Source organism: Subdoligranulum sp. APC924/74, from assembly GCF_003324125.1.
Lineage (GTDB): Bacteria > Bacillota > Clostridia > Oscillospirales > Ruminococcaceae > Gemmiger > Gemmiger qucibialis.
Genome location: NZ_PSQF01000018.1, coordinates 1 through 18463, shown reverse-complemented (window position 1 = coordinate 18463; position 18463 = coordinate 1). Strand labels below are relative to the sequence as shown.

Here is an 18463-nt window from a genome sequence, read left to right as displayed (position 1 = left end):
GAATGGACAATGCAAATGATCTCAAGGAAGCCTTGGACTTTATCTCCCCGGCAAACTTGACCTATGAGGAATGGGTCACAGTGGGCATGGGCTTGAAAGAAGCCGGGTTCCCTGTTACCGCATGGGAGCAATGGAGTTCCCGCGATGGCAGCCGGTACCATAAGGGCGAATGTGCCCGCAAGTGGGAAAGTTTCCGCGGCAATCCCAAACCGATCACCGAGAACAGCATTTTCGCCCTGGCACGCAATCACGGCTGGCCGGGCCCCGCCGGGCATGAGCTGGACTGGAACGACGCGATCTGCGCCCCCGGCACCCGGCCGGACGGCGTTGTGGTGGATACCCGCTGGCTGGATGTGCAGGAGCTGAACATCCCCGAACAATGGGACCCCGCCGACCAGCTGCGCCGCTACCTGCAAGCCCTGTTTGAGCCGGAGGACCATGTGGCCTATGTGACCGAAAGCTACCTGCGGGATGACCGCTATGCCCCCACAAAAGGCTGCTGGGACCGCACCGCCGGTCAGCTGATGGACGAGCTTGCCCGCTGCGGCGGGGACATCGGCGCTGTGGTGGGCGATTACAACCCCGCCGCCGGTGCCTGGATCTGCTTCAACCCCGTGGAGGGCGGCCGCAGCAACAACAATGTGACCGACTACCGCTATGCCCTGGTGGAATGCGACAACATGGAGCTGGAAAAGCAGCAGGCCATTATCCGCCAGCTGGAACTGCCCTGCGCGGCCCTGGTGTACAGCGGCAGCAAAAGCCTGCACGCCATTGTGCGGGTCGGCGCGCCGGATTATACCGAGTACCGCCGCCGGGTTGACTACCTGTACGCTGCCTGCAAGAAAAACGGCCTGACGCTGGACGAAGCCAACCGCAATCCTGCCCGCTTATCCCGCATGCCGGGCATCCTGCGCGGCGGCAAAAAGCAGTACCTGCTGGAAACCAACACTGGCAAATCCTGCTGGGAGGAATGGAAAGACTGGTTTGAAGCCTGCACGGACGACCTGCCCGATACCGAAAATCTTGCCGATGACTGGGCCAGCCTGCCGCCGCTGGCAGATGCCCTGATTGAAGGAGTGCTGCGCCAGGGCCACAAAATGCTGCTGGCCGGGCCCAGCAAAGCGGGCAAAAGCTTTGCCCTGATCGAACTGTGCATCTGCCTTGCCGAGGGTGCCCCCTGGCTTGGCCGCTTTGCCTGTGCGCAGGGCAAGGTGCTTTATATCAATCTGGAACTGGACCGCGCCAGCTGCCTGCACCGCTTCAAAGATGTATACGAAGCCCTGCACCTGCCGCCCCGAAACCTTGCCAACATCGACATCTGGAACCTGCGCGGTGCCTCCGTCCCCATGGATAAGCTGGCTCCCCGCCTGATCCGCCGGGCTGCCAAGAAAGGCTACCTGGCCGTTGTGCTGGACCCGATCTATAAAGTCATCACCGGCGATGAAAACAGCGCTGACCAGATGGCCAAGTTCTGCAACCAGTTTGACCTGGTCTGCCGGGAACTGGACTGTGCCGTCATCTACTGCCACCACCACAGCAAGGGCGCGCAGGGCGGCAAGCGCAGCATGGACCGTGCTTCCGGCTCCGGTGTGTTTGCCCGTGACCCGGATGCCATGCTGGATATGACCGAGCTGGTCCCCACCGAGGCCATCCGGGAGCAGCTGCACAACAAAGCGGCCTGCGCCGCAGCCAAAGCCCTGCTGGATGCCCGCGGCCATGCCGATGCTTACGGCCCGGACGATGCCCTGAGCCGCAGCCGGATGCTGGCCATTGCCAAGGAACACCTGCCGCTGCCCGATCTGCACCGCCTGGATGCAGACACCGCGGCTGCCATCAAGCGCGCCGATGCCATGACCGCCTGGCGCATTGAGGGCACTCTGCGCGAGTTTGCCCGTTTTGACCCGGTCAACCTCTGGTTCGACTATCCCGTACACAAGCTGGACAGCGGCCTGCTGGAGGACCTGCAGCCAGAAAGCGATTACAAGCAGCTTGGCTCCCGCGGTGCCGCAAAGCGCTGGGGAGACAAAGATACTGCCGCCAAAAGCAAGCGTGCCGAACTGCGCACCGCCTTTGAAGCCTGCACCATGGATGGTAAAGTGACCATTTACAGCATGGCTGAATACCTGAACCTGAAGCCCGATACCGTGCGCCGACGCCTGAAATCCGACGGCGGATTTTGGATTGATGGCACCAGCGTGGGGCTGAAAGAGCCCGGAATCAACGGATAATATTTCTTATATTTCACGGAAAATAGCCGCTATCACAAATCCGTCCGAACTTCCGTATTTCGGAAAATAGCCGCTATCCGTACCAAATACGGACGGAAAATAGCCTTATATATATATAGTAAAAATCCGTCCGTGTGTTGGGGTATCCCAGAGGATGGGGCGTACACAGCCCCCATCCCTCCGGGAACCCACCCCAACACGTTGGCCACAAAAAAAGAACGAGGTGAAAATACATGCAATTTTTTATTCCCATGCAGCCGCCCACCACAACCCACAATGCCAAGCAGCTGCATGCCTTTATGCGCGGCGGCAAGCCCTGCGCCGTGTTGCACGACAGCCCGGAGCTGAAAGCCACCCGTGCCAAGCTGCACGCCTACCTAGCCCCTTATGCACCGCCTACCCCCTGCAGCGGCCCGGTGCGGCTGTTGGTCAAGTGGCTGTTTCCCACTGACGGCCGCCACAATGACGGCGAGTGGCGCACCACCAAGCCCGATACCGACAACCTGGAAAAAGCCCTGAAAGACGAAATGACCCGCCTGCACTTCTGGCGCGATGACGCATTCGTGTGCAGTGAGGTGATTGAAAAGTTCTGGGCCGATACCCCCGGCATTTTCATCAAGGTGGTGGAATTATGATGCCTGTTTCAAGCGACATGCGGTTCGATACCGAAAACAGCCGGTGCATCCCTGCCGAACTGATGACGCCGGAAGAGCTGCGCCAGCTGCACCGCCTGGCCATTGAGCGCCGCCCCGCAGCCTGTTTGGGCTGCGGGCTGGAACATAATTGTTTTGTGTATGGGCATGGATGTGCCGTCATCCGCAAAGCATTGCGGCTGTTGGGAGGTGAGGCAGATGTCAGTGTTTGAATTTAATTGCTTGTATGCTGCAAAAGCGCTATTTCTGGTTTTTGTTGTAGCACCGCTTCTTTTTATGTTGGGTGTTTCGCTGGTATATGCTGTATCGCAATTTCTGGGCAGCATCTGGAATGCGATCATTCTGCACCATTTTCCGATTTTACGCTGCAGAAAGTGCCGCTACTGGGCCACCGTGCAGTGCCCATTGTATGGCCGCAACACGCCAAGCGATTTCTGCAGCCGCGGCGAAAGGTGGGTTGACTGATGGATATTCTGCTTTCGATTATCGGCAGCGCCGTTCTGGCCGCGCTGCTAGCCGCCGCCTACACCGCCGGGCTCTGCGCCGGAAAGGCCGCCGCACATACGGACGAGGACGACGAACCGAAGATCTACATGGATCATACGCATGGAGGTGAGGATTGATGCCGAAATATTCCGATAAGCCCTGCGCCCGCTGCGGCAAAATGATGCTGCACGCCTATTGCAGCCAGCGCTACTGCAAAGCCTGTGCCCTGCTGGTGCGCAGCGACGATGCCATCATCAGCCGGGCCAAACAGCGCAGCCGCCGCGCCAGGAGCGAGATTGCCCGTGTGAATGCTCTCGCCCGTGCCGAAGGCAAGACCTATGGCTGCTATGTGGCCCTGCATGAGCCGCGGAAGGGGTGATGCCGATTGACCTATGAAGAGAAAGTCGCCTGGCTGCGCCGCTACCAGAACAGCCTGTGCCGGGAGCGGGAGCTTGAGCAGGAGCTGCTCACACTGCGCAGCCAGGCTTGCCGCGTCACGCCGCTTCTCTCCGCCCTGCCGAGCGGCACCCCGGACGGGCAAGGCATCCCCCGTGCCGTGGAGCGCATCATTCAGGCGCAGCAAGAACTGGAACGCCAGATTGCCATCTGTGCAGATACCCGCCGCGACATCATCACAATCATCAATCAAATCACCGATGCCCGCGATCAGGAAATTTTGCGCAGAAGATACCTGCTTGGCCAGCGCTTTGAACAGATCGCAGTGGAGATGCACCTGGAATATCGGTGGGTCAGGAGGAGGCATAAGCAGGCAATCGAAATGTTGCTTTTTTAGTCGTTTTGAGCATTTTGGGGCATTTTTAAGCCGTTTTAAGCAAATTTCAGCACTTTTTCAAGCATTTTGGGATCACAATCCATTTACATTTCGGGGACATTCCGTTATAATAATCTAAACAAAAGTGCACCAAAACAAACAAAACTGTGCATAGGATGTGATGAAGTGGCTTATAATGAAATTGCTTTTCATGGCACCATAGAACCATATGCACAGAATATTCTTGCTGAACAGCACTTTAATCCTAGTACGAAACCGAACGAGTGGTTGGGCTACGGTATATATTTTTTCTCTCATCGCGTCCACGCCGAATGGTGGGCAAATGATCAAGCTTCCCGGCATCATAAGCCTGCTGCTGTTTTATCTGCAACGCTTCAATATGAAGATAATGCCTTTTTTAATCTTGACTTAAACGAAAATGCTTACGCATTTAATCGCTTTTCTCAAAGATTTTTGCAAGAAATAAAAAGTGCGAAAAAAATTCAAATTGATTTTAATGATCGAGCACAATTACGTTGCTTTTGCATGGAAGCGTTTAAGCTCCAGCATCCCGAAATCAAACTAGTTTCATATACGTTTGATACGCCGGGGCGTTGTGGGCGGTGGCTATTTCGTCCAAGGCAAGTGCAATACTGTGTAATTGACCACAGTATTATCAGCAATATAGAATTGGTCACCAAAGGAGGTGTTCCCACATGAGTGCGCAAGTTTCTGCAACTGAGTTGGCTATGCAAATTTGTAACCGTCTCGGTATTCATTACAGTTTTGGGGAGGGACCTTCTACCTTGATGGGAGTTCCCATTGAAGAGGTCGGGGATCTGTTTCCCGTTGCAAAAGACTATAAAGTATCCATCGCTTTTGAATTGAAGAACCCGGAAGTTAGTTCTGCTTTATATAAAAGCAGCCTTTCCCGCGAGACAAAGCCCGCTTCCTACTGGATGAGTCAAGATATTTCTTGTGTATCGGACCCCGATGATTTCACTTCCAGTAATCCCTCTGCTGCCTGATCTACAAAAGAGGAGAATAAATGAAATGAATCCGCAAGACAAAGATATTCGAAGTGTTCTTTCTATTAAGCATTTCATCTTTAATAGCATTACCTTTGAACGCATCGGTTTCAGAAATGACTCTCAAGAGCTTCCTACTTCTTTCTCAGTAAATGTAGAAAAACAAGGTGAAAACAATTACATTGTCACCTTGGATGTCAATGTAGAAAAGAAGGGTGAATTCAAGACCGATATCAGCATTTCTGGCTATTGCGAAATTGACGATAATCATCCTCAGCTGGATACGATTTTGCGGGTAAATGCTCCTGCTATTTTATTCCCGTATGTTCGCGCACAGCTTTCCCTTTTAACCGCACAGCCAGAAATGAGCCCCATCGTGCTTCCTGTTGTGAATTTCCAGAAGATTTACGAGCATTCTAAAGAGAATGCTGCTGAAAATTGACCCTCGCAGACCCCCAATAAACATGCTATAATACCATCATCAAAAGCCGTAAGGAACCCAAAACGTCCTTACGGCTTTTGTATTGTCATTTTATCCTCCCCATTTCAGCCAGACGGCCATGCCCCGCCTGGCTGTTTTTATGCCGCACAGCCGGCCCTTTGGCAGGGGCGCTGTGTTCCCAAGCAACGGCACAGCAAGGGTGCAAGGCCCTTGTGCGGCCCCACTCCCCGGCGCCCGGCAAAGGCTCACACATTTACTCTCTTTCCTTTTGCCCGTGCGTGCCGGGATTTATCAAAACTTCAACCCCGCCAGACCCGGCGGGGTATTTTATTGCAGAAAGGCGGTGAAACATGGCATACAAACGCAACCCGGTTGGGCGGCCCCCGAAGTACAAGAGCGTGGAAGAGATCCAAGGCAAAATTGATGCCTATTTCACCGCCTGCAAGGGGCACCCCCTGATGAACCCGGATACCGGCGAGCCGTTCCTGGACAAATACGGCCTGCCCATTATTGTGGATGCCAAACCACCGACGGTAAGCGGGCTGGCCCTAGCGCTGGGGTTTTCCTGCCGCCGGGACCTGAACGCCTACCAGGGCAAAAAGGAATTTTGCACCACGATTACGCGCGCGAAAGCCCAGTGCGAAGCATACGCCGAAGAACGCCTGTTTGACCGGGACGGCACCAACGGCGCGCAGTTCAGCCTGCGCTGCAACTTTGGCTGGAACGAAAAGCCCGCCGAAGCACCGCCCCCGCCCACTGATGACGGCTTTTTGACCGCAATGCAGCAGCAGGCGCCCGCAGCCTGGAAGGATGGTGCGGATGAACCCGGTTAAGCCTGCCGCGTTCCGGTTCCAGCCGTTCAGCCGCCGCCAAAAGCAGGTGCTGACCTGGTGGTGCAGCACCTCCCCCATGCAGGCGGCGGACGGGCTGATCGCGGACGGGTCCATCCGCTCCGGTAAAACCGTTTCGCTCTCCCTCAGTTTTGTGCTGTGGGGCATGGCGCGCTTTAACGGCCAGAACTTTGCCCTGTGCGGCAAGACCATTGCCAGCCTGCGGCGCAACGTGGTGGGGGTGCTCAAGCAGATGCTGACCGCCCGCGGCTACACTGCCGCCGAGCGCCGGGGCGACAATCTGCTGATTGTTACCCGCGGGACCGTGACCAACTATTACTACCTGTTCGGCGGCAAGGACGAAGGCAGCCAGGACCTGATCCAGGGCATTACGCTGGCAGGTGCGCTGTTTGACGAAGTTGCCCTGATGCCGGAAAGCTTTGTAAACCAGGCCACCGCCCGCTGTTCTGTGGACGGTTCCAAGTTCTGGTTCAACTGCAACCCGGAGGGGCCGGAGCACTGGTTCTACAAAAGCTGGATTTTGCAGGCCCGCGCCAAGAACCTGCTGTACCTGCACTTTACGATGGATGACAACCTGAGCTTGTCCGAGCCGATCAAGGCGCGGTACCGGGCGCAGTACACCGGCGTGTTTTATGAGCGGTACATCCGCGGGCGCTGGGTGGTGGCCGAAGGTCTGGTTTATCCCTTTGTGGCGGCCAACCCGGATGCCTACCTGCTGCGCGGGCCGACCGCCGGGATGGACGGTCGCTTTTTTGTCTCGATCGACTACGGCACCCACAACCCGTGCAGCATGGGGCTGTGGTGCGTGCAGGCCAACCGGGCAGTGCGCATCAAGGAAAGTTACTACAACTCCCGCGAGGTCCAGCACCAGCGCACCGACGAAGAGCATTACACCGCGCTGGAAGAGCTGACCCGCGGTTACTATGTGCAGGAAGTGGTGGTGGACCCCTCCGCCGCGTCCTTTATCGAAACCATTCGCCGCCATGGGCGGTACATGGTACGGGCTGCCGCCAACGAAGTGCTGGACGGCATCCGGGTCACGGCCAGCTTGCTGCAAGCCGGGCGGGTGCAGATCCACGAAAGCTGCACGGATGCCCTGCGGGAGTTCAAAACCTACTGCTGGGACGACAAGGCCCCGCAGGATGCCGTCATCAAGGAGAACGACCACGCCATGGACGACATCCGCTATTTTTGTTATACCGTGCTGGCCCGCGAATACCGCTGGGCGGATTGGAGGAAGTGAAGATGTTCCAAAAGCTTTTGCGCTGGCTGCGTGCCCAGATCGGCACGCTGTTTGGCGATGCCCCCGGCGCAAACGACATTATCCTTTCCGGCCAGATGGAAAACGCCCTTGCCCTGTGGGCCCAGATGTACGAGACGGGCGGCCCCTGGTGCACGGCCAAAAACGACCTGCACAGCCTGCGCATTGCGGCCAGCGTGGCGCGAGAGTTCGCCCGGCTGGTCACGATGGAGCTGAAAGTCAGCCTGTCCGGCTCTTCGCGGGCGGACTATCTGGCAGAACAGCTGGCCCCGTTTCTGGACAAGCTGCCCAACTACACCGAGATTGCTTGCGCACTGGGAGGGGCAGTGTTCAAACCCTATGTTTCCGGTGACCGGCTGCTGGTGGATGTGGTGCAGGGGGACTGCTTTTTCCCCACCACCTTTGACACCACCGGCCGCCTGACCGGGGCGATCTTCTCCGAGCAGCTCAAACGCAAAAACACGATCTACACCCGCCTGGAGCGGCACGAATACGCCGCCGGGGTGCAGACCATCCAGAACAAGGCGTTTGCCAGTTCCAGCACAGCAAGCCTGGGGCAGGAGATCCCGCTGGCCGATGTTCCGGAGTGGGCCGACATTGCGCCGGAGGTGCGCATTGAGGTGGAGCGGCCATTATTCGCTTACTTCCGCATTCCCCTTGCCAACCGCAATGACCGGCACAGCCCGCTGGGGGCCAGCGTTTACGCCCCCGCTGTGGATACCATCCACGATGCAGACGAACAGTTTGGCCGCCTGCTGTGGGAGTACGAGGGCGGCCAGCTTGCCATTGATGTGGACGCTGCGGCCCTGCGCCCCACCAGGGACGGTGGGTTCCAGATGGACCAGCGCAGCGGTCGGCTGTACCGCGGCTGCATGACGGGCAACGTGGCGGACCGCACGCTGTTCAACGTGTTTGCACCCGCCCTGCGGGATGAAGCCTATCTGCGCGGGCTGGACGGAATCTTGAAACGCATTGAGTTCCAGTGCGGCCTTGCCTATGGCACCCTGAGCGACCCCCAGAATGTGGACAAGACCGCCACCGAGATCATGGCAAGCAAGCAGCGCAGCTACTCCACCGTAAAAAGCATCCAGCACGCGCTGCAGGTGGCGCTGGATGACCTGCTGTACGCGATGAATGCCTATGCCGACCTGTACCAGCTGGTTCCCGCGGGCAGCTACACCGCCGTGTACAACTGGGACGACAGCATCGTGAATGACCCCGGCGAGCGCAAGCAGTTGTTCTGGCAGTATGTGCAGGCGGGCAAGTTCCCCATGCAGCGCTACCTGACCGAGTTTGAGGGCTACAGCCAGGAGGAAGCCGCCCAGATCGCGGCTGAAACCAGCGCCGAGAACAACGCCGACGAAACCCTGACCTTTGCCCCGTGAGGTGATGCCCCATGCTGACCCCTGACCAGCTGGAAGCCCTGCCCCGCCGCTTTGTGCAGCTATGGCAGCAGGTGGAAGATGACATTTTGCAGGACATTGCCCGGCGCATGAAAAGCCTGGGCGAACTGGACCCGCTGACCCCAACGGCCATATGGCAGGCATGGCGGCTGGCCGAAACCCGCGCCGTGCGCAGCAACACCGTTGCCACCCTGGCCAGGTACACCGGCAAAAGCCGGGCGGAGATCAAGCGGCTGCTGGAAACCGCCGGGGCACAGGCCCTGGCTGCGGACGATGCTGTTTACGCTGCGGCCGGGCTGGACCCGCCGCCGGTCAACCAGTCCCCTGCCCTGCTGAACCTGCTGAATGCCGGGTACCGCCAGACCTGCGGCACCTGGCAGAACCTGACGGCCACCACCGCCAACACGGTGACCGGCACGTTTGAGGACCGGCTTTCCCGCGCGTGGGGGCTGGTCAGCACCGGGGCCATGGATTACAGCACCGCCATCCGCCGCACGGTGGATGACCTGGCGGACACCATGCCGTACATCACCTACCCCAGCGGCCACACCGACACGCTGGAAGTGGCCGCCCGCCGGGCGGTGCTGACCGGCGTGAACCAGACCTGTGCAAAATTGCAGCTGGCCCGCACGGAAGAGATGGGCTGCGAATTTGTGGAAGTGACCGCCCACGAGGGGGCCCGCCCCACCCATGCGGTGTGGCAGGGCAGGGTCTACCACCGCGGCGGCGCTGTGGTGCAAGACGGTGAGCGGTACGAGGATTTTGAAACCGCCACCGGTTACGGCACCGCCCCCGGCCTGTGCGGCTGGAACTGCCGCCACAACTTTTACCCGTTCTACCCCGGCATCTCCGTGCGCAACTACACGGACGAACGCCTGGCCGAACTGGATGCCCGCAATATCCCCTACGGCGGCGGGCTGTACACCCGGTACGAGATCACCCAGATGCAGCGGGCGCTGGAACGCAGGGTGCGCAAGTACAAGCGCCGTTACCTGGCCGAGACCGCCGCCGGGGTGGATGCCAGCCAAAGCGCCGCCAAGCTGAAAGCCGCCCGGCAGCAGCTGAGTGCTTTCCTGGCAGAAACGGGGGAGCGGCTGGACGGCGCAAGGGCGGAGGTGCCGGGCTTCGGGCAAAGGGAGGCGAAACAGGCGGATGAGGCGGCAAGCGCCTTGCAATCCGTACAAAACAATGCTACACTGAAAGAAATCAGCCTGGGGTACAAGGAGATTACCATCCAGAGCATTCAGCGTATTCAGCCGTTTGCCTGTGAGACGCTGGACGCTGCGGGCAGCCGCGCCCTTGCCAACGCGCACAAGAAGCTGCTGCTGGAAGCCCGAAAGGTTCCGCTTGGGATAGAAAAGGCCCGCTGCTATGGGCTGGATATGCAGCCTCTGGGCGGTTACAAGGAAAGTTCTGAACCGGGAACATCTGTAAAAATCAAGGTTCCGAATGTCGACTGTATTGTAATGCACTCGCACCCAAGCGGGCTGACATTTTCACCTGATGATTTGGACGCATTCTCTAAAAACAAAACCATCCGCATTCTGACCGCCGTTGGCAATGATGGTTCCCTTTACGCGATTGAAAGAACCAACAATACCGATGAAACAGCTTTGGAAAACCTGACTTCCCTGTTGATGTTTGACATGAACAAAGCGACAACCAAAGCCGCCGTTTATGATACATTGAATACTTATTTCAAAGAGGTTCAGAATTATGGCATTCACTATTACGCCAGAGAAAATTGAAGAAATGAAAAAGTTCCTTCAAGAGAACCCTATTGACCCAAAGTATACCGTGCCGGACGGTTGGGTTGCGCTTGATGGAGACATTCCTCCTGCCCAACTGGCTGCCCGTGGATGCTACAACATTCTGAAACGATTGGGCGAACTTCCCGAATAGCCCTTAACGATTCAACCACGATGCACGCGCACCGTGGTTTTTTCATGCCCATTTTTAGGAGGATGCAATGAAGAATCTGCTTGTTTTGATGCTTGCCATTTTGACCGTGTTGACCAGCCCGGAACAGTTCAAAATGAATTCTATCTGCCCGCATCAGTACCGGCTGTGTTTTTACACGGACGTTTTGCCCAGCATTGAAATTGTGCCGTAAAGGCCGCACCAACAAATTATTGAAACCACGATGCAAATTCTGCGCCGTGGTTTTTTCATGCCTGCCTGCCCTGCATGAGGGGCGGGCGGGCACTTTTTATACCCTTTTGCCCGGCTGCGGCAGGGCTGAAACAGCCGCACAGACGGTGACGGCCACCACCTAAAACGCCTATCTGACACCCTACACAGGAGGTAACACCCATGAAAACCGAAGATCTCAAAGCCCTTGGCCTGAATGATGAGCAGGTGCAGCGTGTGTTCGCCATGAACGGCGCGGACGTGAACCGCGAAAAGCAGGCCGCTGAGACGGCCAAAGCCGCGCGTGATGCCATCCGCACCCAGCTGGACGAAGCCAACACCAAGCTGAAAGGCTACGACCCCGACTGGCAGCAGAAAGCCGCCGATGCCCAGAAAGCGGCGGACGCAAAAGTGGCCGAGCTGCAGGCAGGGTATGCCGCCCAGAATGCAGCCGCCGGGCTGCACTTTACCAGCGCCAGCGCAAAAAAAGCATTTATGGCCGACCTGTCCGCCAAGAACCTGCCCCTGCAGGGGGACAGCCTGCTGGGCTTTGACGACTTTGTAAAGACCTACCGCGAAAATGACCCCGGCGCGTTTGCCGCCGATACCAAGCCCGCGCGCATTGTGGCAAGCGCTACCGGCACCCCGGCAGCTGCCACCAGCCGCGAAGAAGCAAATGCGGCGATCCGTGCCGCGTTTGGCAAATGAAAGGAGTATAACCCATGCCCAATGTTATTGATCGTTCCCGCGCTGAAGCCCTCATCCGTGAGCAGGTTGTCAGCACCATTTTTCAGGATGCCCCCAAGCAGAGCGTTGTGATGCAGCTGGGCCGCAAGCTGCCCAACATGACCAGCAAGCAGACCCGCATTCCGGTGCTTTCCATGCTGCCGCTGGCCTACTGGGTCAACGGCGATACCGGCTATAAGCAGACTTCCCGCCAGGCGTGGGAAAACGTCTACCTGACCGCCGGTGAGCTGGCAATCATTGTCCCCATCCCCGAAGCCGTTCTGGCCGATGCTGAGTTTGACATTTTGGGCGAGGTGACCCCGCGAGTCAACGAAGCCATCGGCCTGCGGGTGGACCAGGCCATTCTGTTCGGCATCAACCGCCCGGCAGAGTGGCAGAACGACATTATCACCGTTGCGCGCCAGGCCGGCAACAACGTTTCCGGCGGCATTACCTATGATTCCCTGCTGGGCGAAAACGGACTGTTTGCCAAGGTGGAGGATGCAGGCTACACCGTGGACGGCGTTGTGGCTGCCATGGGTGCCAAAGCGTCCCTGCGCGGCATCAAGGACACCAACGGCCACCCCCTGTACAAGAGCGATATGCAGGGCACCACTCCCTATGCCCTGGACGGCGCGCCGATCTACTTCCCGGAGAACGGCAGCTTTGATACCAGCGTTGCCCGCATGGTGGCCGGCAACTTTAAACAGCTGGTGTACGCCATCCGCCAGGATGTGGACGTCAAGATTCTGGACCAGGCCGTGATCCAGGACCCCAGCACCAAGTCCATCATCTTCAACCTGGCCCAGCAGGACATGATTGCCCTGCGTGTTACCTTCCGCATGGGCTGGGCTATGCCGAACCCCGCCACCCGCATGAACGAGAACCGCGTCAACGTGCCCTTTGCCTACATTGACGCCGCGACCGCCTACACCGACCAGACTGTGACCTTTACCGTCAAGGATAATGCCGAAAGCTCCCCCAATGCCATTGCCGGTGCAGCTGTCAATGTGAACGGCTCCATCCGCCTGACCGGCACTGACGGCACCGCCGTGTTCCACCTGCGCGCCGGTGAATATCCCTACAGCGTCAAGGCAGACGGTTACCGCCCGCAGACCGGCACCGTAACGGTTGCCGCAGCCGCCGTACCGGTTGCCGTCACCCTGCCTGCATCCAAGTAAGGGGGCTGCCATGTATGCTGATTTTACCGACTATCAGGGCGCCTACTGCGGCACCCTGATCACCACCCAGGGGCAGTGGATGCCCGCCGTGCGGGAAGCCTGCGCTTATCTGGACAGCATCACATTTGGCCGCCTGCAGTGCGGGGCGCCGGTGGATGATACCGTAAAGCTGGCGGCTTGCGCGCTGGCGGATGTTGCCGCCCGCTACCAGGCCGCCAAGGCCGATGAGCGCAGCCGCCCCGGCCTGGCAGCCTTTAACACAGACGGCTACAGCGAAACGCTGAACACTGCCGCCCTGACCGCACAGTATACGGCAGACATGCAGGCGGCCGCGGATATTTACCTGCCGCGCAGCCATCCGCTGCGCTATGCGGGCCGGGATGGGAGGTGCGGCCCTTGTACGGCTGTGACCAGACCGTGACCTTGACCCACCTGCACTATGACGGCGATGCCGACTGGGATGTGAGCGAGGAAACCACCCTGACCGGCGTGAGCTGGTACGGGCAGGCAAAGACCGCGGTGGATTCCACCGGCCTGCACGCGGCGCGGGTGTACAAATGCCGCATCCCGGAAAGCGCCGCCCCCGCTGGGCTGGACATTGCCCCCGGCGACAAGATCACCTGCGGCACCGTGACCGCCACCGTGCTGGCCGTCCACGACAACCGCGGCCACCCCGCGCCGCACTGGTATGTGGAGGCAAGCTGATGGGACTGAAATATGATGCCCGCCTTGACCTTTCCGCCCTTTCTGATGCCCTGGAAAAACGGGGGCTGACACCGGGCGGGAGGGTGCAGAAGGCGGTGGACGAAGCGGTGATCCGCTATTGTGACCCCAAGGTGCCGTTCCGAACCGGCACCCTCAAGCACAGCGCCATCACGGCAAGCGCCATCGGGGACGGCATGATCGTGTACGCCACGCCCTATGCGCGCTACCTGTACTATGGCGAGGTGTACGGCCCCAACATTCCCATCTTTGAGGGCGGCGAGCTGGCAGGCTTTTTCAGCCCGCCCCACAAGTACCCCACCGGCCGCCCGCTGACCTACAACGGCGCGCCGGATCGCGGTGCCTATTGGTTTGAGCGGGCCATGGCCGAACACAAGGATGACGTCATCCGCGAAGCCGCCGCCCTGGCAGGAGGAAGACCCGGAAGATGAACGTACTGGATGCCACCCGCGCCTGGATGCGCGCACAGTGCCCCCTGATCAACAGGCAGGACCTGTTCAACGCCAACTACCTGGGCGCAGAGCCGACCGAATACACCCTGCGCACGGCCAGCGAGAGCCACCGCACCGACGTGCTGGGGTATGACCTGGCCGAATACAACCTGACCTTTGTGGCACAGCTGCCGTTTGGGCGGGAGCTGAAGCCCAACCTGGACGCTGCTGATTTTTTCGCCGCGCTCTCCGCCTGGATCCGCGGGCAGGAGCGCACCCACAACTACCCCGCTGTCAGCGGGTACCGCGTGACCAAAATCACGGCATCCAACGCCGGTGTGCCCACCGGGGCGGATGCCAACGCGGCCCGCTATCAATTACAAATCAAACTCTATCTTGAGGAGGAATAACCATGGCAGAAGCTGCTATCAACCTGACCGCCGGCCAAAAAGCTGACCGCAAACTGGACATGATCTTTGTGGACGTCGGCGGTTCCGGTACTGAAACCTGGGAACTGCTGGGCCGCGGCGTTGAGGACGCAAGCGTGGAATACAACCACGACACCGACACCGTGACCGACATCCTGGGCATTACGGACGTGAACGTGAGCGCCGCAAAGCCGGAGCTTGACCTGGACCCCTGCACCATCCGCGGCGGCCAGAAGCTGAGCGCCAAGCTGCTGGACATTGAGCGCCGCAACGCTGTAAGCGAGCTGAGCATGTTTGATGTGCTGCACGTCCACTGCTTCCTGGGGGCTGCTTCCGGCTCCTTCACGGCGGAAAAGCACACCGGCTGCACCATCGTGCCCCAGAGCCTGGGCGGCTCCGATTACGTCGGCATGCCGATGAACGTACACCTGTCCAACAACAAAACGCTGGGCACCTGCACCATTGCGGCCGGCGTGCCCACCTTCACGGAGGAATAACCAATGGAGCTGAACATTGACCGCGGCTTAAAAAGCTATGACGTCAAGGATGCGGACGGCACCCTGATCGGCACCATCCGCTTCAACCCCTCCGACATCGGCCTGGCCGGCCGCATGGAGGAAGCCCGCGCCAAGATCGCCGAAATTACGGCCGCGCCCGTGACCGGCCCCGAGGATCTGGTGGAGTGGGACAGGCAGGTGCGCCACTGGTTTGATTACATCTTCGGCACGCCGGTATCGGATGTATTCTTTGCCGGGGTATCCAGCCTGGCTTTCTGCGAGGACGGCAGCCTGGTGGCCGAAGCCGTGCTGGATGCCGTCACCCCGATGCTGACCCAGGCGGTGGAAGCCGCCGCCAAGGCCAGCGCGGCCCGCATTGCCAAACACGCGGACGCCTACCAGGGCAGCACCGCCGGGCTGGCCCCGGAACAGCAGTGAGCGGCTGGAAGCTGCCCACCAGCGTGACGGTATGCGGGCAGGAGTTTGCCATCCGCAGCGACTACCGCGCCGTGCTGGATGCCATCTCCGCCCTGCGTGACCCGGAGCTGAGCCCGCAGGAACAGACCCTTGCCTGCCTGGAGATCCTGTACCCGGATTGGAAGCGCCTGCCGGACCTGAGTGCAGCAGCCCAGGCGGCCATGGTGTTCATCAACTGCGGCAAGCCGGTGGAAGCCGCCGTGCCAAAGCCCGCCCTTGTGGACTGGGACACCGACGCCGCCATCATGGCACCGGCAGTGGACAAAGTTCTGGGCTACAGCTGCCGCCGCTGCGCCTACCTGCACTGGTGGGAGTTCATCGGGGCATTTGGCTGCATCGGGGACGGCCAGTTTGCGCAGGTCGTCTCCATCCGCAATAAGCGCCTGCACGGCAAAAAGCTGGACAAAGCCGAGCAGGAATTTGTGCGCAACAATCCCGATCTGGTCACCCTGCCCAAACACAAGCTGACCAGCGCGGAAGAAGAATTTTTCAAAAGTCTGGGGGTGTAATTTTTGGCTGATGGGGCGATCATTCTGGATACCAGAATCAACAATAAAGGCGCCTATGCCGAGCTGAAAGAGCTGCAGGCCAAGGCCAAGAGCACCGCCCAGCAGGTTGCTGCGCTGGACAAGCAACTGGCGCAGGCAGGTGCCAAGCATACCAGCCTGGGCGATGATCTCAAGCGTGCCCGGCAGGAAACCGCCGAAACCGCGCGCGAACTGCAAAAATTAAACACTACCATGGACTTGCAGCACCAAAAGAATGGGCTGGATTTCTCCCCTGCTGACGTTAAACGCAGTGATAAGCTGCGGGCCACGTTGGATCAGCAGCAGCAAAAAATTGGCGCGATGTCCAAGGAATATCGTGACCAGGTTCCCATGCTTGAAAAGCTACAAGAAGAGCACGATGCCCTTTTGCAGCAAATGGATACCGAAAACCTAGCGGTTGAGCATCAATCCCGGCGCATTGAATCCCTGTTAGGCCGACAAATTGCCGCATCGCGCGCAGTTCAGGGCGTAAAAAACGCCGTTCGTCTTTCGGCTGCAGCGATTCAACAGCCCTTCAAAGCAATTCAGGCCAGGTTGTCCGCCATGACAAAGGGCATGGGGCGGTTTTCCCGCCGCATTGCCGGACTTGCTTCCAGTGCTCTAATTTTCAACTTGCTCTCGTCTGGTCTGCGCCAGATGACCAGCTACATGGGCACTGCCCTGCTTTCCAGCGCATCCCTGCGTCAGGCCCTGGGCAACCTGCAAGGTGCTGCGGCTACTGCTGCCGCACCGTTAATTCAAGTTCTGACCCCCGCCCTGACCGCGCTGGCAAATGCGGCAGCAACTGTGTTCGCGTATTTGGCCAAGCTGGTGGCGTTCCTGACCGGCAAGACGGTATCCTCCGCCAAGGCCGCGGCCAAGGGCATGAGCGGAACATCCAAGGCAGCGAAAGATGCTGCAAAGAGCCTGGCCGGGTTTGATGAAATCGAACGGTTAGATGCCAAGACAGGGAGCAGCGGCGGCGGTTCGGGCGCCAGCAGCATCACCCCCAACTATAACTTTGACGCAAAAAGCCCGTTCCTGGATTCCGTGCTGGCCGCCATCGAGGCAGGCGAATGGAACCAGGTCGGGCAGCTTTTCGCCCAAAAGCTGAATGAAGCCATGGCGGCGATCCCCTGGCCGGATATCCAGGACAAGGCCCAGACCTGGGCCGCAAACATTGCGGATACCCTCAACGGCTTTATCGACCGGCTGGACTGGCGGCTGGTTGGTTCTACCTTGGCACAGGGGCTTAACACGGCACTGATCTTTGCAGACACCCTGGTACAAAGTATCCACTGGGACACCCTGGGCAATGGCATCGGCAATGGGATGAACCAGTGCGTGGAAGAACTGGACTGGGAAGCCCTTGGCCGCTTGATGATTGCCAAGTGGAAGATCCTCTTCGAGACGCTGCACGGGTTTATCCAAACCTTTGATTTTAGTGCGCTGGGGGACGCATTCGCCCGCGCGACCATGGCCGCCATCAATAATATTGACTGGCCCCAGGCTGCCGCAGACCTTGTATCCGGTGCGGCGGGGCTGCTGGAATCTCTGGCACACTGGATCGATGGGCTGGATTGGCAGCAGATCGGCAGCACGATTGCCGAATGCATCACCAATATCGACTATGCCGAACTTGCGCAGGCAATTCTGGATTTGCTGTCCGCCGCCGTCACGGGGCTGGCAGATGGGCTTTCAGCCCTTGCTGGGCATCTTGTCGGTGATTTTATCCAGGGCATAAAGCAGTGGTTTGATGACGTCCAGACCCAGGCAGCGGTTGCCGGATACGGTGACGACGTTGCTCAGTACCTGTTCGATGGTTTTATCGACGGCCTGGAAGCACTCTGGAACGGCATCGGGCAGTGGATCTATGATCACATTTTCACGCCGTTCAAAAACGGTATTTGCGAAGCATTCGGCATCCACTCCCCCAGCACCGAAGCCAAATCCTGGGGTTCCTACATCTCGCAGGGACTTCTGGACGGTCTGGCCAGCAAGTGGGAGAACATCACCGGCTGGCTGCGTGACCTCAAGCAGAATTTTGTAGACGCATGGGATAACATCCGCGCTAAAACTACTGAGACATTCAATTCCCTTGGGCAGACGATTTCTGACATCTGGAACGGCATCACCAGTACCATCAAAACCGCCGTCAATGGCATCATCGGCTTCATCAATCGGATGATCTCCGCCGTTGTCACCGGCATCAATGCGGT

At 58.8% G+C, this 18463-nt stretch carries 26 protein-coding genes; all 26 read left to right on the top strand.

Going from position 1 to position 18463, the window contains the following annotated elements; genetic code table 11:
• Window positions 1-2: 2 nt before the first annotated feature.
• Window positions 3-2228, top strand: coding sequence for an AAA family ATPase (locus tag C4885_RS06715; RefSeq protein WP_113999603.1), 2226 nt, complete (start codon window positions 3-5; stop codon window positions 2226-2228).
• A gap of 233 nt (window positions 2229-2461) precedes the next feature.
• Complete coding sequence (locus tag C4885_RS06710; protein WP_113999602.1) at window positions 2462-2863, top strand: RusA family crossover junction endodeoxyribonuclease; 402 nt, start codon at window positions 2462-2464, stop codon at window positions 2861-2863.
• Window positions 2860-3093, top strand: coding sequence for a hypothetical protein (locus tag C4885_RS06705; RefSeq protein WP_113999601.1), 234 nt, complete (start codon window positions 2860-2862; stop codon window positions 3091-3093). The genes C4885_RS06710 and C4885_RS06705 overlap by 4 nt, the downstream gene beginning before the upstream one ends.
• Complete coding sequence (locus C4885_RS06700; protein WP_113999600.1) at window positions 3080-3346, top strand: hypothetical protein; 267 nt, start codon at window positions 3080-3082, stop codon at window positions 3344-3346. Before C4885_RS06705 ends, C4885_RS06700 begins: the two co-directional genes overlap by 14 nt.
• The gene (locus tag C4885_RS16450; RefSeq protein WP_158538831.1) at window positions 3346-3504 is read left to right on the top strand and encodes a hypothetical protein; all 159 of its coding nucleotides are present in this window, start codon (window positions 3346-3348) and stop codon (window positions 3502-3504) included. The genes C4885_RS06700 and C4885_RS16450 overlap by 1 nt, the downstream gene beginning before the upstream one ends.
• Window positions 3504-3746, top strand: a complete 243-nt coding sequence (locus tag C4885_RS06695; protein ID WP_113999599.1) for a hypothetical protein — start codon at window positions 3504-3506, stop codon at window positions 3744-3746. The genes C4885_RS16450 and C4885_RS06695 overlap by 1 nt, the downstream gene beginning before the upstream one ends.
• A gap of 6 nt (window positions 3747-3752) precedes the next feature.
• On the top strand, window positions 3753-4160 hold the full coding sequence (locus tag C4885_RS06690; protein ID WP_113999598.1) for a sigma-70 family RNA polymerase sigma factor: 408 nt from the start codon (window positions 3753-3755) through the stop codon (window positions 4158-4160).
• 165 nt (window positions 4161-4325) lie between these two features.
• Entirely contained in the window at window positions 4326-4859 is a 534-nt protein-coding gene (locus C4885_RS16275) for a hypothetical protein (RefSeq protein WP_147237788.1), read from the top strand.
• Complete coding sequence (locus tag C4885_RS06685) at window positions 4856-5167, top strand: hypothetical protein (protein ID WP_113999597.1); 312 nt, start codon at window positions 4856-4858, stop codon at window positions 5165-5167. Before C4885_RS16275 ends, C4885_RS06685 begins: the two co-directional genes overlap by 4 nt.
• A 25-nt stretch (window positions 5168-5192) precedes the next feature.
• Window positions 5193-5609, top strand: a complete 417-nt coding sequence (locus C4885_RS06680; protein ID WP_158538830.1) for a protein-export chaperone SecB — start codon at window positions 5193-5195, stop codon at window positions 5607-5609.
• A gap of 350 nt (window positions 5610-5959) precedes the next feature.
• Complete coding sequence (locus C4885_RS06675) at window positions 5960-6442, top strand: terminase small subunit (RefSeq protein ID WP_113999595.1); 483 nt, start codon at window positions 5960-5962, stop codon at window positions 6440-6442.
• Window positions 6429-7703 (top strand): PBSX family phage terminase large subunit, encoded by a 1275-nt coding sequence (locus tag C4885_RS06670; RefSeq protein ID WP_113999594.1) that lies wholly within the window; start codon window positions 6429-6431, stop codon window positions 7701-7703. Before C4885_RS06675 ends, C4885_RS06670 begins: the two co-directional genes overlap by 14 nt.
• A 2-nt stretch (window positions 7704-7705) precedes the next feature.
• The gene (locus C4885_RS06665; protein WP_113999593.1) at window positions 7706-9106 is read left to right on the top strand and encodes a phage portal protein; all 1401 of its coding nucleotides are present in this window, start codon (window positions 7706-7708) and stop codon (window positions 9104-9106) included.
• Window positions 9107-9117: 11 nt separating this feature from the next.
• Entirely contained in the window at window positions 9118-10872 is a 1755-nt protein-coding gene (locus C4885_RS06660; protein WP_113999592.1) for a phage minor capsid protein, read from the top strand.
• Window positions 10841-11026, top strand: a complete 186-nt coding sequence (locus tag C4885_RS06655; protein WP_113999591.1) for a hypothetical protein — start codon at window positions 10841-10843, stop codon at window positions 11024-11026. Before C4885_RS06660 ends, C4885_RS06655 begins: the two co-directional genes overlap by 32 nt.
• 67 nt (window positions 11027-11093) lie before the next feature.
• Window positions 11094-11237 (top strand): hypothetical protein, encoded by a 144-nt coding sequence (locus C4885_RS16445; RefSeq protein ID WP_158538829.1) that lies wholly within the window; start codon window positions 11094-11096, stop codon window positions 11235-11237.
• A 200-nt stretch (window positions 11238-11437) separates the two neighbouring features.
• The gene (locus tag C4885_RS06650; protein WP_113999590.1) at window positions 11438-11962 is read left to right on the top strand and encodes a phage scaffolding protein; all 525 of its coding nucleotides are present in this window, start codon (window positions 11438-11440) and stop codon (window positions 11960-11962) included.
• 14 nt (window positions 11963-11976) lie between these two features.
• Complete coding sequence (locus C4885_RS06645) at window positions 11977-13161, top strand: phage major capsid protein (protein ID WP_113999589.1); 1185 nt, start codon at window positions 11977-11979, stop codon at window positions 13159-13161.
• A 10-nt stretch (window positions 13162-13171) separates the two neighbouring features.
• Window positions 13172-13582 carry a hypothetical protein gene (locus tag C4885_RS06640; RefSeq protein ID WP_113999588.1) on the top strand — a complete coding sequence of 137 codons (411 nt, stop codon included), beginning with the start codon at window positions 13172-13174 and terminating at the stop codon, window positions 13580-13582.
• Window positions 13558-13866: a DUF6751 family protein gene (locus C4885_RS16440; protein WP_158538828.1), complete on the top strand. Its 309-nt coding sequence runs from the start codon at window positions 13558-13560 to the stop codon at window positions 13864-13866. The genes C4885_RS06640 and C4885_RS16440 overlap by 25 nt, the downstream gene beginning before the upstream one ends.
• Window positions 13866-14315 (top strand): minor capsid protein, encoded by a 450-nt coding sequence (locus tag C4885_RS06635; protein WP_158538827.1) that lies wholly within the window; start codon window positions 13866-13868, stop codon window positions 14313-14315. Before C4885_RS16440 ends, C4885_RS06635 begins: the two co-directional genes overlap by 1 nt.
• Entirely contained in the window at window positions 14312-14725 is a 414-nt protein-coding gene (locus C4885_RS06630) for a hypothetical protein (protein WP_113999586.1), read from the top strand. Before C4885_RS06635 ends, C4885_RS06630 begins: the two co-directional genes overlap by 4 nt.
• A 2-nt stretch (window positions 14726-14727) precedes the next feature.
• Window positions 14728-15240, top strand: a complete 513-nt coding sequence (locus C4885_RS06625) for a hypothetical protein (RefSeq protein WP_113999585.1) — start codon at window positions 14728-14730, stop codon at window positions 15238-15240.
• Window positions 15241-15243: 3 nt separating this feature from the next.
• Window positions 15244-15678 (top strand): hypothetical protein, encoded by a 435-nt coding sequence (locus C4885_RS16435; RefSeq protein WP_158538826.1) that lies wholly within the window; start codon window positions 15244-15246, stop codon window positions 15676-15678.
• Window positions 15675-16226 carry a Gp15 family bacteriophage protein gene (locus C4885_RS06620; RefSeq protein ID WP_158538825.1) on the top strand — a complete coding sequence of 184 codons (552 nt, stop codon included), beginning with the start codon at window positions 15675-15677 and terminating at the stop codon, window positions 16224-16226. The genes C4885_RS16435 and C4885_RS06620 overlap by 4 nt, the downstream gene beginning before the upstream one ends.
• A gap of 3 nt (window positions 16227-16229) precedes the next feature.
• Window positions 16230-18463: hypothetical protein (locus C4885_RS06615; protein ID WP_147237786.1), on the top strand; the 2234-nt coding region annotated here is incomplete at its 3' end.

Bases quoted from the DNA above. Each gene is read 5' to 3' on its own strand.
- C4885_RS06715 (WP_113999603.1), top strand. From the start codon at position 3: ATGGACAATGCAAATGATCTCAAGGAAGCCTTGGACTTTATCTCCCCG.
- C4885_RS06710 (WP_113999602.1), top strand. From the start codon at position 2,462: ATGCAATTTTTTATTCCCATGCAGCCGCCCACCACAACCCACAATGCC.
- C4885_RS06705 (WP_113999601.1), top strand. From the start codon at position 2,860: ATGATGCCTGTTTCAAGCGACATGCGGTTCGATACCGAAAACAGCCGG.
- C4885_RS06700 (WP_113999600.1), top strand. From the start codon at position 3,080: ATGTCAGTGTTTGAATTTAATTGCTTGTATGCTGCAAAAGCGCTATTT.
- C4885_RS16450 (WP_158538831.1), top strand. From the start codon at position 3,346: ATGGATATTCTGCTTTCGATTATCGGCAGCGCCGTTCTGGCCGCGCTG.
- C4885_RS06695 (WP_113999599.1), top strand. From the start codon at position 3,504: ATGCCGAAATATTCCGATAAGCCCTGCGCCCGCTGCGGCAAAATGATG.
- C4885_RS06685 (WP_113999597.1), top strand. From the start codon at position 4,856: ATGAGTGCGCAAGTTTCTGCAACTGAGTTGGCTATGCAAATTTGTAAC.
- C4885_RS06680 (WP_158538830.1), top strand. From the start codon at position 5,193: ATGAATCCGCAAGACAAAGATATTCGAAGTGTTCTTTCTATTAAGCAT.
- C4885_RS06675 (WP_113999595.1), top strand. From the start codon at position 5,960: ATGGCATACAAACGCAACCCGGTTGGGCGGCCCCCGAAGTACAAGAGC.
- C4885_RS06670 (WP_113999594.1), top strand. From the start codon at position 6,429: ATGAACCCGGTTAAGCCTGCCGCGTTCCGGTTCCAGCCGTTCAGCCGC.
- C4885_RS06665 (WP_113999593.1), top strand. From the start codon at position 7,706: ATGTTCCAAAAGCTTTTGCGCTGGCTGCGTGCCCAGATCGGCACGCTG.
- C4885_RS06660 (WP_113999592.1), top strand. From the start codon at position 9,118: ATGCTGACCCCTGACCAGCTGGAAGCCCTGCCCCGCCGCTTTGTGCAG.
- C4885_RS06655 (WP_113999591.1), top strand. From the start codon at position 10,841: ATGGCATTCACTATTACGCCAGAGAAAATTGAAGAAATGAAAAAGTTC.
- C4885_RS16445 (WP_158538829.1), top strand. From the start codon at position 11,094: ATGAAGAATCTGCTTGTTTTGATGCTTGCCATTTTGACCGTGTTGACC.
- C4885_RS06650 (WP_113999590.1), top strand. From the start codon at position 11,438: ATGAAAACCGAAGATCTCAAAGCCCTTGGCCTGAATGATGAGCAGGTG.
- C4885_RS06645 (WP_113999589.1), top strand. From the start codon at position 11,977: ATGCCCAATGTTATTGATCGTTCCCGCGCTGAAGCCCTCATCCGTGAG.
- C4885_RS06640 (WP_113999588.1), top strand. From the start codon at position 13,172: ATGTATGCTGATTTTACCGACTATCAGGGCGCCTACTGCGGCACCCTG.
- C4885_RS06635 (WP_158538827.1), top strand. From the start codon at position 13,866: ATGGGACTGAAATATGATGCCCGCCTTGACCTTTCCGCCCTTTCTGAT.
- C4885_RS06630 (WP_113999586.1), top strand. From the start codon at position 14,312: ATGAACGTACTGGATGCCACCCGCGCCTGGATGCGCGCACAGTGCCCC.
- C4885_RS06625 (WP_113999585.1), top strand. From the start codon at position 14,728: ATGGCAGAAGCTGCTATCAACCTGACCGCCGGCCAAAAAGCTGACCGC.
- C4885_RS16435 (WP_158538826.1), top strand. From the start codon at position 15,244: ATGGAGCTGAACATTGACCGCGGCTTAAAAAGCTATGACGTCAAGGAT.